At 51.9% G+C, this 14,803-nt stretch carries 13 protein-coding genes and 2 pseudogenes; 13 read left to right on the top strand and 2 right to left on the bottom strand.

Annotation, left to right across the window (positions count from 1 at the left end):
- Nucleotides 1–3 precede the first annotated feature (3 nt).
- The 7 genes from HV302_RS00470 (at nt 4) to HV302_RS00440 (ending at nt 5,717) form a co-directional block, all read left to right on the top strand.
- A complete protein-coding gene (locus HV302_RS00470) occupies nt 4–873 on the top strand; it encodes a toprim domain-containing protein (protein ID WP_181626782.1) in 870 nt (289 codons plus the stop codon).
- Nucleotides 870–2,576, top strand: coding sequence for a DUF927 domain-containing protein (locus HV302_RS00465; RefSeq protein ID WP_181626781.1), 1,707 nt, complete (start codon nt 870–872; stop codon nt 2,574–2,576). The genes HV302_RS00470 and HV302_RS00465 overlap by 4 nt, the downstream gene beginning before the upstream one ends.
- A 300-nt stretch (nt 2,577–2,876) precedes the next feature.
- Nucleotides 2,877–3,293: a hypothetical protein gene (locus tag HV302_RS00460; protein WP_123923088.1), complete on the top strand. Its 417-nt coding sequence runs from the start codon at nt 2,877–2,879 to the stop codon at nt 3,291–3,293.
- A 393-nt stretch (nt 3,294–3,686) separates the two neighbouring features.
- Nucleotides 3,687–4,079: a hypothetical protein gene (locus tag HV302_RS00455; protein WP_235426905.1), complete on the top strand. Its 393-nt coding sequence runs from the start codon at nt 3,687–3,689 to the stop codon at nt 4,077–4,079.
- Nucleotides 4,076–4,282: a hypothetical protein gene (locus HV302_RS00450; protein ID WP_044071072.1), complete on the top strand. Its 207-nt coding sequence runs from the start codon at nt 4,076–4,078 to the stop codon at nt 4,280–4,282. The genes HV302_RS00455 and HV302_RS00450 overlap by 4 nt, the downstream gene beginning before the upstream one ends.
- Before the next feature lie 119 nt (nt 4,283–4,401).
- Entirely contained in the window at nt 4,402–4,683 is a 282-nt protein-coding gene (locus HV302_RS00445) for a hypothetical protein (protein WP_181626779.1), read from the top strand.
- A gap of 416 nt (nt 4,684–5,099) precedes the next feature.
- Nucleotides 5,100–5,717 carry a trimeric intracellular cation channel family protein gene (locus tag HV302_RS00440; RefSeq protein ID WP_003024049.1) on the top strand — a complete coding sequence of 206 codons (618 nt, stop codon included), beginning with the start codon at nt 5,100–5,102 and terminating at the stop codon, nt 5,715–5,717.
- Here the strand turns inward: HV302_RS00440 and ligB (HV302_RS00435) are convergent.
- Nucleotides 5,714–6,022: pseudogene (gene ligB / locus HV302_RS00435) on the bottom strand (NAD-dependent DNA ligase LigB); the annotation flags it as partial. The gene HV302_RS00440 and the pseudogene ligB (HV302_RS00435) overlap by 4 nt on opposite strands.
- A gap of 71 nt (nt 6,023–6,093) precedes the next feature.
- Between ligB (HV302_RS00435) and HV302_RS00430 the strand changes: the two are divergent.
- Nucleotides 6,094–7,262, top strand: a protein-coding gene (locus HV302_RS00430) for an IS3-like element IS911 family transposase (RefSeq protein WP_094461488.1) whose coding sequence is annotated in 2 segments (ribosomal slippage) — nt 6,094–6,343 and nt 6,343–7,262 — 1,170 coding nt in all. Because the reading frame shifts where the segments join, the coding sequence is not laid out codon by codon here.
- A gap of 9 nt (nt 7,263–7,271) precedes the next feature.
- Here the strand turns inward: HV302_RS00430 and ligB (HV302_RS00425) are convergent.
- Nucleotides 7,272–8,645, bottom strand: a pseudogene (gene ligB, locus HV302_RS00425) (NAD-dependent DNA ligase LigB); the annotation flags it as partial.
- A 261-nt stretch (nt 8,646–8,906) separates the two neighbouring features.
- On the opposite strand from ligB (HV302_RS00425), the gene gmk reads away from it, so the two are divergent.
- From gmk to recG, 5 genes are read left to right on the top strand one after another with little or no spacing between them, the layout of a single operon-like run.
- Nucleotides 8,907–9,530: a guanylate kinase gene (gene gmk / locus HV302_RS00420; protein WP_019078035.1), complete on the top strand. Its 624-nt coding sequence runs from the start codon at nt 8,907–8,909 to the stop codon at nt 9,528–9,530.
- Nucleotides 9,531–9,584: 54 nt separating this feature from the next.
- Complete coding sequence (rpoZ, locus tag HV302_RS00415) at nt 9,585–9,860, top strand: DNA-directed RNA polymerase subunit omega (RefSeq protein WP_000135058.1); 276 nt, start codon at nt 9,585–9,587, stop codon at nt 9,858–9,860.
- An 18-nt stretch (nt 9,861–9,878) separates the two neighbouring features.
- Entirely contained in the window at nt 9,879–11,993 is a 2,115-nt protein-coding gene (gene spoT, locus HV302_RS00410; protein ID WP_003024038.1) for a bifunctional GTP diphosphokinase/guanosine-3',5'-bis pyrophosphate 3'-pyrophosphohydrolase, read from the top strand.
- Between the two features lie 10 nt (nt 11,994–12,003).
- Nucleotides 12,004–12,693 (top strand): tRNA (guanosine(18)-2'-O)-methyltransferase TrmH, encoded by a 690-nt coding sequence (gene trmH, locus HV302_RS00405; protein WP_047415767.1) that lies wholly within the window; start codon nt 12,004–12,006, stop codon nt 12,691–12,693.
- A 5-nt stretch (nt 12,694–12,698) separates the two neighbouring features.
- A complete protein-coding gene (gene recG, locus HV302_RS00400; protein ID WP_047358798.1) occupies nt 12,699–14,780 on the top strand; it encodes an ATP-dependent DNA helicase RecG in 2,082 nt (693 codons plus the stop codon).
- Nucleotides 14,781–14,803: the final 23 nt, after the last annotated feature.

Below are 14,803 nucleotides of genomic sequence, written 5' to 3'. Positions count from 1 at the left end.
TATATGAGTACACTTCAAAGACAATCACTGTCTGACACCATGCGCGAAGCTGGTGTTATTCCTTGCGAGCTGCCAGAACTAACACCCGGCATCGTTGCCCGCTTCCGTGTTGAGGGCGATAAATCTGGCTCACTTAATGGCTGGGCTTACCCTTTCCCTGATGGAGCTGGTTGCGCATTTGGGAGCTGGAAAACTGGTGTAACCGCATGTCACTTTGCGGATGGCGTACAGGTAAACAGCATTGAACGTAAGCGCGTGATGATGGAAGCACGCCGGGCAATTGGGGCGATACAACGTAAAGCGGAGGTTGCCGCCGCTGCTGAGTGTCGAACCAAGATTGGTAACGCAATCCTCGCCAGTGATGAACATCCCTACCTGATGCGCAAAGGTGTTAAAGCGCACGGCATTTATCAATCTGGTGACTGGTTACTAATTCCAATCCATGACCAGTACGGAAGTGTACAGTCCATTCAGTACATTATGCCGGACGGCACAAAGCGCTTTAAATCTGGCGCACTATTGAAAGGTGGACGCTATTGGCTGGGCGGGTTAGTCGTCAATGGCAAAACCGTCTTTATCGCTGAAGGCTATGCCACCGCCGCCACCGTTCGAGAGATAACGGGCTGCCCGGTCTGCGTCGCCTTTACTGCCGGAAACCTGCGTGAGGTTGCTGAGAGTGTACGCAGTGAATTTCCACGCGCCCGCATCATCATTGCCGCCGATAATGACGCGAATACAGAAGGCAATCCGGGGGTTAATAAGGCCATTGACGCGGCAAGCCGCTACCGTTGCGAGCTGCTAATCCCGTCCAGTCATGGTGACTGGAACGATCACAAAGATGAACTGGTGAAGAAATGGGAGGCAGTGGCATGAGTACGGATAATGTTGTCGCCTTGTCAGCACACAAAGATAAGCCACCAGTAGAGAAGTTACCGCCGTTTTACTGGGTACATCGGGAGTACGACAGAGAGCGTGGGGAGGCTGGCGTTTACTTCTACAGAGCGCCTACAGAGAAAAACCCTAATCCGGCACCTGTTTGTATATCTGATGTTATTGAGGTTACTGCGGAAACCAGAGACAACGATAACGAGTCATGGGGCAAACTTCTGTCATGGTGTGATCGTGACGGGATGCCAAAGAAATGGGCGATGCCCGCAACCTCACTTTACGCAAATGGCGGAGCGGAAGCCATTAGCATACTTGTTAACGGCGGCCTGCGTATCTGGGATGAGAAGGCGTTTATCCGCTATCTCAAAGGGCAATCCCACCAAAGCCGGTTAACCTGCGTTACTCGCTGCGGTTGGTTTAAGCCTGCTGTATACGTGACCCCGGTACGGACATTTAACCCAATCGATAAAGATATGGTTGTCTATCAGGTGAATGCCCGCGTCAAACCAGAGCCATTCTGCGGCACGCTAGATACATGGCGTGATGAGGTAGCGGCGTTGTGTGTTGGCAATAGTCGTCTGGTTCTGGCTGTGTCTACTGCCTTCCTGTCCCCTATGCTCACCATGCTGGGAGTTGATGGGTTCTGCTTCCATTATGTAGGGGCGTCATCTTCAGGCAAATCCCGCTCAATGACAGTTGCTGCTTCCGTTTTATCTGACCCTAAAGAATATATTCGCTCATGGAGGGCTACCGATAACGGGCTAGAAGGTATCGCCGCACGCCATAATGACGGCCTTCTGTGCCTTGATGAAATCGCACAAGTAGACGCAAGCAAAGCCGGGGAAATCGCGTACATGCTTCCGAATGGGAAAGGCAAGCAACGAAGCACCAAAAACGGAACAGCCAAAGAGATTCAGCAATGGTGTTTAGCGCTATTATCCAATGGTGAAATTGATCTCAAATCCCATGCTGATTCGGTTCGGAAAAGTACATATGCCGGGCAGGAAATGCGAGTGATCAACATACCCGCTGATAACTGTGAATATGCCTGCTTTGAGGAGCTTCACGGAGAGGCAAACGGTGCGCTTTTCGCTGACCGCCTCGACAGAGCCGTGAGAGATAACCACGGTACAGCATTTAACGCATGGCTTGATAACCTGACCATTAACTATGAGGCCATTAAGAATGGTTGGCGTGAGTTTAAGGCAATCTTCCTGGCTGATGTGGCCGAAGAACCTACCGGGCAGATTGGGCGCGTCGCTGAAAAATTTGCTATTGCTGCTTATGCTGGCGAGCTGTCTTCAGAGATAACGGGATGGAGTGCCGGAACCGCGACAAAGGCGGCGAAAGTTTGCTTTGCCGCATGGGTTGAGCGGAGAGGTGGAACAGAAAGCCACGAAGATAATGAAATCGTTGAACGTATCAGACAAACCATAGTGCGTGACGGGGCGCGTTTTCAGGACGTAAATAAACCAGATGAGATACCGACTGCCCGGGTTGGGTTTATTAAAGACGATGAATACATTATCCCGGTTGAAGGCTGGAAAGTGATTTTTGCCGGACTTGATGCTAAACGAGCTGCCAGCGTTTTACAGGCGAAGGAAATCACCAAATCAGATCGCCGATACCTTCCTGGCTTAGGTCGTGTCAGATGTTACATAATCCATCGTGACAGCCTCGAAGATTGAGAACCAATGCCCGCCACTGTGCGGGTGTTTTTTTGCGACCAGCCCACCTACACCAACCAAATTTGTATGTGTTTCAAACAAAAAACTTCAATGGGACAAAAACCTGTCCCGCTTTGTCCCATTCTTGTCCCATAAAAAAACAAGCTAACCATATGAAATACAATATATATAAAATCTATGGGACAACGGGACAGATGGGACAAGCAAAATATATAAACCTGAAAAACATACCAAATGATGTAGGTATTGAGATAATCAGATATGGGACATGTTCACATAACAACAAATAAGGACAAGAAATTGAAAAGTATAGCTATTATCACACTTACACTCTTGGCTACTGCCACTGTACATGCCGGAGCATTGGCTGAAATGTCCGGGGGATTGGCAGAACAACAAAAGAGCAAATTAGCTAATCAGCTTGTTGAAACTGTTTCGCGTAATGGTGGAAAGGTATCATTTGAAGAGGCTTACAAGAGAGCTGAAATGGCGCTTTCACAATTAGATCCAATTGCTAGTCAGAAGGGGAAATCATGCCTATTTATTGCCACGGAGTGGAAGGAGGGACAAGAAAAGAAATTCAAAGAAGAGCTTAAAACAATAGTCGATACTGAAAAGAAAAAAGTCTTTGAGGAATTTGCTACTGTGACCACTCCGACAGCGGTCGATTACATCAAATACAAATGCTTAGAAAACAGTGAGTTCCTCAACAAATAATTCCCCCGCATCTTGGGGTAAGAAGAATGTAGGCTCATAATGCCCTACCATTTTGCTGACCCCAACCTAACCTCTTCCCTAAGATAACCCTGACATCACCCCTACGAATGGTTCGCTTGCTTACTATTTCATACCTTATCAGCTACTGACATTTGCTAACCGTTTTCGGGTTATCGCCGATTCATCTGATATCACCTACACCACGATTTACCTTACATCTCTGCTGGCCCCAAAAGAAAACCCCGAACACTGTTTCCAGTGCCGAGGCGCTCCTTACTGCTGCGCTTTGATGGTGTGCCAAACAATCACTTATTTGGTGTGAATATTGTACCAGCAAGCTAGTACGGTTGGTATAATGTACCCTCACGCTAGTACATTTTAATGGTGACACCAATGACTGAGTTAGAAACAATTTTGATTGAACAAAAGCAAGCAGCAGAACAACGCCGCTTGGCTAATGAGAAGAAGCGCCATCCATCCGGCCTGTACGCTGCGGGTGATGGGTGGTATGTGAAGCAAATCGAAGAGCTTCACTCCCCGCTGGGTCTCAGTAAGGTGGTTCTGGTAAGCCCTGATGATGTTTGTGTGAGATATCAGCGCCAATATGGCAAAGCACTCACCACTGACAAATTGAAGGAATGGAGCAGGGACGGGAACTTCCCTTTGCCGCGCTCTATTAATGGGGTTATCGGTTGGGAATCGAATGTTGTGACCAATGGCCTGAATGAACTGAGCAAAGCAGCCGGTCGAGGCTACACCAGTATTACACGAGGGTTCGCACGATGAGCAAAGAATCTGTAATGGCGGCATTGAGAAAGGCGCGTGAAGCGCGTGAAGGCAATATCTTTGGCGGTACTGGTCAGGCCGAATTTAACAAAAATTTTTACGCTGGCCGCGTCACCAAAACAGATGGGGTCAGCAAAACCGACAGTAACGAGCCGATGAACCAAAAGGCATTTAATGCCCGGTTCTATGCGGGGAAATCATGACTGAGGCATATGCGCTCTGTGTGATGCTGTACTGCTACCTGATGCTTATCTGCCCGTAACCTTCCCTCACTGCCAAGCGCCGCCGAAAGGCGGTTTCTTTTGACCTGATGGAGTCTGTCATGCTGAATGTGAACCGCTTGCCCAACAGCACCCGCCTACAGATTGCCGCCGCTATTGCTGAAGAGGTTTACGCGCTGGATCTGGATGATGAGGCGTTAATTCATGAGCTGCGTCGTTATGGATTCAGCCAGGCTTATGCGGAAGCAATGACTTTCAGATTTATGACGCCAGCCTTTAAAATCGCAGATCCACGGCGCGAACGTAAAACAAAAATGCCAGCGCCCACCTCTCACCCCGAATGGGTTTTTGTTGATAATGTTTTAATGAAGATCACGGCGTGACTTACACAAAATTACAATTGGTCATAAATCACACAATAAAAATTGTAATCCCTGTAAATCCATGTACCCCTACGTGTACACAAGCAAAACCAGAAAAACAAAAATCATTTAAATATCAATACATATAACCCACAATTCAATATTCAGATTCAATATCGAGTAAACTCCATTCCACGTAGCCCCCATAAACGAGGGGCTACGTGTTTTTCCCAACACTTCGGTTGTGATCCATCCAGTTCGAATTATATTTTCTCATCATTTATTGTCACCATTCATAAAGTAAAGCGCATGCCATAACGCATTTACAGAAAACTCACATTAGCTGTAGTTATTAAAATCACTTCACCTTAGAAAATCTCAATCGTGACAATGCGCACAAATCGTTAACCTTAGCCCCAGCAAATCAGGGGGAATACATGCTGTTACACGTTTTATATTTAATTGGTATTACTGCCGAAGCCATGACCGGTGCGCTTGCGGCTGGGCGTCGCCGTATGGATACATTTGGCGTCATTATCATTGCTACCGCGACGGCCATTGGCGGCGGCTCGGTACGCGACATTCTTCTCGGCCACTATCCGCTCGGCTGGGTAAAGCACCCTGAATACGTCATTATCGTGGCGACCGCTGCGGTACTCACCACCATTATTGCCCCCGTCATGCCCTATCTGCGTAAAATATTCCTCGTCCTGGATGCGCTGGGCCTGGTGGTCTTTTCTATTATTGGCGCCCAGGTGGCGCTGGATATGGGTCATGGACCGATTATTGCCGTGGTCGCGGCGGTCACTACCGGAGTCTTTGGTGGTGTATTACGTGACATGTTCTGCAAACGCATCCCGTTAGTATTCCAGAAAGAACTGTATGCCGGCGTTTCATTTGCCGCTGCTGTGCTGTATATCGTGCTACAACATTATGTCTCCAGCCACGATGTGGTGGTGATCTCTACCCTGCTCTTCGGCTTTACCGCCCGACTACTGGCCCTGCGCCTGAAGTTGGGGCTGCCGGTATTTTACTATCGCCATGAAGGCCATTAAGGCATAAAGCCCGTGATCCGCTGAGCAGCTAACCAGTTGCTCAGCGCTGTGATCTCTTTATCCTCCAGCCACTGAATAACCTGTCGTGCCCGTCGCTCTCCCATGAAAGGAAATTGCCGCCAGCTTTGTTCACTGCGATCCCGTAACTGCTGCCACGAACCATCCCGACTGGCATTCAACGTTGCCTGTGTTAACGGTATTCCCATGGCAATCACCCAGCGCGTAAATGGAAGATGGCGTGACAGATTGAACTGATGCCACAGCTTCCCCCCTTTGTTCACGCCAAATGTGGACTGTAGCTGCTTGAAGTGGCACACTGAATTTGGCCACCTGAACAGAGGTGATATGCTCACCTCAGAACAACACAGGTGCTCCAATGAAAAAAAGAAATTTCAGCGCAGAGTTTAAACGCGAATCCGCTCAACTGGTTGTTGACCAGAACTACACGGTGGCAGATGCCGCCAAAGCTATGGATGTTGGCCTTTCCACAATGACAAGATGGGTCAAACAACTGCGTGATGAGCGTCAGGGCAAAACACCAAAAGCCTCTCCGATAACACCAGAACAAATCGAAATACGTGAGCTGAGGAAAAAGCTACAACGCATTGAAATGGAGAATGAAATATTAAAAAAGGCTACCGCGCTCTTGATGTCAGACTCCCTGAACAGTTCTCGATAATCGGGAAACTCAGAGCGCATTATCCTGTGGTCACACTCTGCCATGTGTTCGGGGTTCATCGCAGCAGCTACAGATACTGGAAAAACCGTCCTGAAAAACCAGACGGCAGACGGGCTGTATTACGCAGTCAGGTACTTGAGCTACATGGCATCAGCCACGGTTCGGCCGGAGCAAGAAGCATCGCCACAATGGCAACCCGGAGAGGCTACCAGATGGGACGCTGGCTTGCTGGCAGGCTCATGAAAGAGCTGGGGCTGGTCAGCTGTCAGCAGCCGACTCACCGGTATAAACGTGGTGGTCATGAACATGTTGCTATCCCTAACTACCTTGAACGGCAGTTCGCCGTGACCGAGCCAAATCAGGTGTGGTGCGGTGATGTGACCTATATCTGGACGGGTAAGCGCTGGGCGTACCTCGCCGTTGTTCTCGACCTGTTCGCAAGAAAACCAGTGGGCTGGGCCATGTCGTTCTCGCCGGACAGCAGGCTCACCATGAAAGCGCTGGAAATGGCATGGGAAACCCGTGGTAAGCCCGGCGGGGTGATGTTCCACAGCGATCAGGGCAGTCATTATACGAGCAGGCAGTTCCGGCAGTTATTGTGGCGATACCAGATCAGGCAGAGTATGAGCCGGCGCGGAAATTGCTGGGATAACAGCCCAATGGAACGCTTCTTCAGAAGTCTGAAGAACGAATGGATACCGGTGGTGGGTTACGTAAGCTTCAGCGAGGCAGCTCACGCCATAACGGATTATATCGTTGGATATTACAGCGCACTAAGACCGCACGAATATAACGGTGGGTTACCCCCAAACGAATCGGAAAATCGATACTGGAAAAACTCTAACTCGGTGGCCAGTTTTTGTTGACCACTTCAGCTCCTGTGTTAATCCAAGCCAGGAAAAGATATGTTCAAAGCGATACGTCTGATGTAGCTCCCGCCATCCCGCCTCGCCCATACCCTCCAGCCCTAACACATCTTTGGCCCCCAGCCAGACGAGCCTGGCAACAAACTGTTCCTGACACTCCGCTGTGGCATAAAAACAAGTTAGTGAATTGAAGCGCCCCTCAGGTGGTGCTGGCTTATTACGCTGGGTGCTGCGCCAGACCACCTCATCTATACGGGGAATCCCCTGTCCGGCCAGACTTATCAGAATCTGATCGCCAGGCGCAATATCCCATTCATTCCAGCGCCGGATTGAGCCAATATTGACGCGCTGCACCCGCTTATCATCCAGCATGACGGGGACCAGCAATGCAACCACCGCAATTTTCCCACTTTTGCCAACGGAAAACTGAATACCCGTCACCTCAGATACCCTGGCCACGGGAGGATATTTCCACGCTGCCAGCCAGTCTCCCTGTCCGGGTAGCCAGTATTGCGCCCGCGGTTCTTTTCCCGTTCGCACCACCACACCATCCGTCACAAAAGGTAACGCTGAAGTCCACCACCTGGCACGCGCCTGCTCGACGTCATCCGCACTCTTCACGGCCTGAGTATATCGTTGCGTGAAACTGAACCCGGCAGCAGTGAGTTGCTCAAGTCTTTCCGACATGGCAACTGGACCATCAGGCCAGGCCCAGATAAAAATAGCCAGCGAGCGTAACATTTCCGGGTTGCTCTGGCGCATCATCATTCCAGCAACCTTTGAGCGGGCGTTCATTCCCCCTCTCTGCTGCTGAATATGCCCTTGTTGCTGCAAAAATATCTCCCCCTGCAACGTACTGTTAGAGAGCGGTCCGCTGGTAGTACGTGGAACGGAAGGGATCTGAAGAACCTTTTGCGTCCAGTCTTCGCCTTTCAGACCGTTACCACGGCTAATCGCCCGTATCAGATTGCCATTGCGATAGACCAGCGTGACCGCCACGCCATCCACCTTCGGCTGCACCCAGAGATCGCTGCGAGCATGCATCCATTGCTGTAGCGCTTGCTTATCGGCAAGTTTTCGAACTCCCGTATGGGGAACGGGGTGCGAGACTGTTCCACTTATTGGGGGCGCAGATAGATCTGATGGGGCTTCATCGCCAAAACAGCGCTGCCATTGGATGAGTTGCGCATTGAGCTGGTCATAAACAGCGTCGTCTACGACACTTTCCCCTTGTTTCCAGTAACTGTCATTCCACTGTGTTATCTGCTGCTGTAGTCGTGAAATTTCCTCTTGTGCCCTGGCAGGCGACCAGACGGGGCATACCGCCCATGAGGGTAGATACCACATTAGCAAAACCAGCCCTATGCATTTCCATAATCCCATGCTATCTCCGCTGAACAGTACGTTTCCCGGCAGATATAACGCGAATTGAAATGGAAACAGAGCGGCAAAAAATCATCCTGCGAGCAACGTTCCTGACATTTGCACGAATTGCTGCAAATCGCGGATAAAACAGGAAACTGGTACGCAAAACGCAATAAACATGCACAAAAAGTGTGACAAGGGCTACGTCACATAGCGGCTACGTGTATAATAAGCCCGTATGTAGGCTCTCTTTCGACAATCACATACATTAAGATACTCATGGCTCAAGGCACGCTTTATATTGTTTCTGCCCCCAGTGGCGCGGGTAAATCCAGCCTGATTCAGGCTTTATTAAAGACCCAACCGTTGTATGACACCCAGGTTTCTGTTTCGCACACCACGCGCGCACCGCGCCCGGGGGAAGTGCACGGTGAACACTATTTTTTTGTGAACCATGACGAATTCAGAACCATGATTGGCAGAGACGCGTTCCTGGAACACGCTGAGGTTTTCGGTAATTACTACGGCACCTCGCGTGAGACCATTGAGCAAGTATTAGCATCCGGCGTAGACGTCTTTTTAGATATCGACTGGCAAGGTGCGCAGCAGATTCGTCAAAAAATGCCGCATGCGCGCAGTATTTTTATTTTGCCGCCATCTAAGATTGAGCTGGATCGCCGTCTTCGTGGCCGCGGTCAGGATAGCGAAGACGTGATTGCAAAACGTATGGCGCAAGCTGTTGCAGAAATGAGCCATTACGCCGAATATGATTATCTTATTGTGAATGATGATTTCGATACCGCCCTGGGCGATTTGAAAACTATCATTCGCGCCGAACGTCTGCGCATGAGCCGCCAAAAGCAGCGTCATGACGCTTTAATCAGCAAACTGTTGGCAGACTGAACCCACATTCAGTATCATGCCCAGTCATTTCTTCACCTGTGGAGCATTTTAAGTATGGCACGCGTAACTGTTCAGGACGCTGTAGAGAAAATTGGTAACCGTTTTGACCTGGTACTGGTCGCCGCGCGTCGCGCTCGTCAGATGCAGGTAGGCGGAAAGGATCCGCTCGTACCGGAAGAAAACGATAAAACTACCGTTATCGCGCTGCGCGAAATCGAAGAAGGTCTGATCAACAACCAGATCCTCGACGTGCGTGAGCGCCAGGAACAGCAAGAGCAGGAAGCCGCTGAATTACAAGCCGTTACCGCTATTGCTGAAGGTCGTCGTTAATCACAAAGCGGGTCGCCCTTGTATCTGTTTGAAAGCCTGAATCAACTGATTCAAAACTACCTGCCGGAAGACCAGATTAAGCGTCTTCGGCAGGCGTATCTCGTTGCACGTGACGCTCACGAGGGCCAGACACGTTCAAGCGGTGAACCCTATATCACGCACCCGGTAGCGGTAGCCTGCATTCTGGCCGAGATGAAACTCGACTATGAAACGCTGATGGCTGCGCTGCTGCATGACGTGATTGAAGATACCCCTGCCACCTACCAGGACATGGAACAGCTTTTTGGTAAAAGCGTTGCTGAACTGGTAGAAGGGGTGTCGAAACTTGATAAGCTTAAGTTTCGCGATAAGAAAGAGGCGCAAGCCGAAAACTTTCGCAAGATGATTATGGCGATGGTGCAGGATATCCGCGTCATTCTCATCAAACTCGCTGACCGTACCCACAACATGCGCACGCTGGGCTCATTACGCCCGGACAAGCGTCGCCGCATCGCCCGTGAAACCCTCGAAATCTATAGTCCGCTGGCACACCGTTTAGGTATTCATCACATTAAAACCGAGCTGGAAGAGCTGGGTTTTGAAGCGCTGTACCCGAACCGCTATCGCGTGATTAAAGAAGTGGTTAAAGCCGCTCGTGGCAACCGCAAAGAGATGATCCAAAAAATCCTCTCGGAAATCGAAGGGCGTTTGCAGGAGGCAGGTATTCCGTGTCGCGTAAGTGGCCGCGAGAAGCACCTGTACTCTATTTACTGCAAAATGGTGCTCAAAGAGCAGCGTTTTCACTCCATCATGGATATCTACGCTTTTCGCGTTATCGTTCATGATTCCGATACCTGTTATCGCGTACTCGGCCAGATGCACAGCCTGTACAAACCTCGTCCTGGTCGCGTGAAAGACTATATCGCCATTCCGAAAGCGAACGGATATCAGTCTTTGCACACCTCAATGATCGGCCCTCACGGCGTCCCGGTTGAAGTACAGATTCGTACCGAAGACATGGACCAGATGGCAGAAATGGGTGTAGCAGCGCACTGGGCTTACAAAGAGCACGGCGGCGAAAGCAGCACCACCGCACAAATCCGCGCTCAACGCTGGATGCAAAGCCTGCTGGAACTGCAGCAGAGCGCCGGTAGCTCGTTTGAATTTATTGAAAGCGTCAAATCTGATCTCTTCCCGGATGAGATTTATGTTTTCACACCGGAAGGGCGCATTGTCGAACTGCCTGCCGGTGCAACGCCTGTCGACTTCGCCTACGCCGTGCATACCGATATCGGTCACGCCTGCGTCGGCGCCCGCGTCGACAGACAACCTTACCCGCTTTCGCAGCCGCTCTTTAGCGGCCAGACCGTTGAGATTATTACCGCTCCGGGCGCCCGTCCGAATGCAGCGTGGCTCAACTTCGTCGTCAGTTCGAAAGCGCGCGCCAAAATTCGCCAACTGCTGAAAAACCTCAAGCGCGATGATTCCGTCAGTCTGGGTCGTCGACTGCTCAACCATGCCTTAGGCGGTAGCCGTAAACTGGCTGAGATCCCGCCAGAGAGCATCCAGCGTGAGCTTGAGCGCATGAAGCTCGCCACGCTTGACGATCTGCTCGCGGAAATCGGTCTGGGTAACGCCATGAGCGTGGTAGTAGCGAAAAACCTCCAGCAGGGCGAAGCAACGGCAAACGTGCCAGCACAATCTGGTCACGGTCATCTGCCGATCAAAGGCGCAGATGGCGTGCTGATCACCTTCGCGAAATGCTGTCGTCCGATTCCTGGCGATCCAATCATTGCCCACGTCAGCCCGGGTAAAGGTCTGGTGATTCACCATGAATCCTGCCGTAACATTCGTGGCTATCAAAAAGAGCCAGAGAAGTTTATGGCGGTGGAATGGGATAAAGAGACAGAGCAGGAGTTCATCACCGAGATTAAGGTGGATATGTTTAACCACCAGGGTGCTCTGGCAAACCTGACGGCGGCAATCAACACGACCACCTCCAACATTCAAAGTCTGAATACGGAAGAGAAAGATGGCCGCGTCTATAGCGCCTTTATTCGCCTGACCGCTCGCGATCGCGTGCACCTGGCGAATATCATGCGCAAAATCCGCGTCATGCCGGACGTGATAAAAGTCACCCGTAACCGTAACTAGAACACGTTTTATGAATACTCAACGTTATGCACGTATTTGCGAGATGCTCGCACGTCGTCAGCCCGATCTGACCGTCTGCATGGAGCAGGTCCACAAACCTCATAACGTTTCTGCAATCATTCGTACTGCAGACGCGGTCGGCGTGCATGAAGTCCACGCCGTCTGGCCTGGTAGCCGTATGCGCACCATGGCCTCTTCTGCCGCAGGCAGCAACAGTTGGGTACAGGTGAAGACTCACCGCACTATTGGCGATGCGGTCACACATTTAAAAAGCCAGGGTATGCAGGTTCTGGCAACACATCTGTCAGATAAAGCCGTGGATTTTCGCGAGATTGATTACACGCGCCCCACCTGCATCCTGATGGGCCAGGAGAAAACCGGCATCACTCAGGAAGCGTTGGATCTGGCGGATCAGGACATCATCATTCCCATGACTGGCATGGTGCAGTCGCTGAACGTTTCGGTCGCCTCCGCGCTGATTCTGTACGAAGCACAGCGCCAGCGGCAAAACGCCGGCATGTACCAACGAGAAAACAGCATGCTTGCGCAAGATGAGCAGCAGCGTTTGCTGTTTGAAGGCGGTTATCCGGTGCTGGCGAATGTCGCTAAGCGCAAAGGTCTTCCCTACCCCCACGTAAACACGCAGGGCGAAATTGAAGCCGATGCAACGTGGTGGGCCACTATGCAATCTGCGAGATAAACGCGATGAAAGGCCGTTTACTGGATGCCATCCCACTCAATTCTCTGACCGGCGTTGGCGCAGCGCAAAGCAGTAAACTGGCGAAAATTGGCCTGCACACCGTGCAGGACCTTCTGCTCCACCTCCCTCTGCGTTACGAAGACCGCACGCACCTGTACCCGATTGGTGAACTGCTGCCGGGCGTTTACGCCACCGTAGAAGGCGAAGTGCTGAACTGCAATATCACCTTCGGCGGACGCCGGATGATGACCTGTCAGATCAGTGATGGCTCCGGCATTCTCACCATGCGCTTTTTCAACTTCAGCGCCGCAATGAAAAATAGTCTCGCCACCGGTCGCCGGGTGCTGGCCTATGGCGAAGCCAAACGCGGAAAATACGGCGCAGAGATGATCCACCCGGAGTATCGCGTGCAGGGCGATCTCAGCACGCCGGAATTGCAGGAAACGCTCACACCGGTGTATCCAACCACCGAAGGCGTGAAGCAGGCCACGCTGCGCAAACTGACCGATCAAGCGCTGGACCTGCTCGATACCTGCGCCATTGCCGAACTGCTGCCGCCAGAGTTGTTGCAAGGTATGATGAGCCTGCCAGAAGCTCTGCGCACATTGCACCGTCCACCGCCGTCACTGCAGTTGAGCGATCTGGAAACCGGTCAGCATCCAGCACAGCGACGTCTGATTCTGGAAGAATTGCTGGCGCATAACCTCAGCATGCTGGCACTACGCGCCGGGGCGCAACGTTTCCACGCCCAGCCGCTGCTCGCAAACAACGCGCTGAAAGATAAGCTGCTGGCGGCTCTACCGTTTAAACCCACCGGCGCCCAGGCCCGCGTTACCGCTGAGATCGAACGCGATATGGCACTGGATGTCCCCATGATGCGTCTGGTGCAGGGCGATGTCGGCTCAGGTAAAACGCTGGTTGCGGCGCTGGCCGCCCTACGTGCCATCGCACATGGTAAGCAAGTTGCGCTGATGGCCCCCACCGAACTGCTGGCTGAACAGCACGCCAATAACTTCCGCAACTGGTTCGCGCCACTGGGTATTGAAGTAGGCTGGCTGGCAGGTAAACAGAAAGGCAAAGCGCGCCAGGCACAGCAGGAAGCTATCGCCAGCGGTGAGGTGCAGATGATTGTCGGCACGCACGCAATTTTCCAGGAACAGGTGCAGTTCAACGGACTAGCACTGGTTATCATCGACGAACAGCACCGTTTTGGCGTACATCAGCGCCTGGCGCTGTGGGAGAAAGGTCAGCAGCAGGGTTTCCATCCACACCAGCTAATCATGACCGCCACCCCAATCCCGCGCACGCTGGCAATGACCGCCTATGCCGATCTCGACACGTCGGTCATTGACGAACTCCCTCCGGGGCGTACGCCGGTCACCACGGTGGCGATTCCGGATACCCGCCGCAGCGATATTATTGACCGCGTGCGCAACGCTTGTACCCATGAAGGGCGCCAGGCGTACTGGGTCTGTACGCTGATTGAGGAGTCTGATTTGTTAGAAGCTCAGGCGGCTGAAGCCACGTGGGAAGAGCTTAAACTGGTGCTGCCAGAGCTGAATATTGGCCTGGTACACGGCCGTATGAAGCCCGCAGAGAAGCAGTCGGTAATGGCGGCCTTTAAGCAGGGCGAATTGCAGCTGCTGGTTGCCACCACGGTGATTGAAGTGGGCGTAGACGTACCTAACGCCAGCCTGATGATTATTGAAAACCCGGAGCGCTTGGGCCTGGCGCAGTTGCACCAGCTACGTGGTCGCGTAGGTCGTGGCGCGGTGGCCTCCCACTGCGTCCTGCTCTACAAATCGCCGTTGTCAAAAACCGCGCAAAAACGTCTGCAGGTTCTGCGCGACAGCAACGACGGATTCGTGATCGCGCAAAAAGATTTAGAGATCCGCGGGCCCGGCGAGCTATTGGGTACGCGCCAGACCGGAACGGCAGAATTCAAAGTCGCAGATTTACTGCGCGATCAGGCGATTATCCCGGAAGTTCAGCGCATTGCCCGTCATATTCACGAACGTTATCCGCAACAAGCTGTGGCGCTGATTGAACGCTGGATGCCGGAAACCGAGCGCTACTCCAACGCATAGTCGATTCATAGCGGCGGCGGATG

Origin of the sequence: Citrobacter sp. RHBSTW-00859, assembly GCF_013729795.1 — a bacterium.
Lineage (GTDB): Bacteria > Pseudomonadota > Gammaproteobacteria > Enterobacterales > Enterobacteriaceae > Citrobacter > Citrobacter braakii.
Note: the sequence above shows the minus strand (reverse complement) of the source record. Positions and strands in the feature narration are given on the sequence as shown.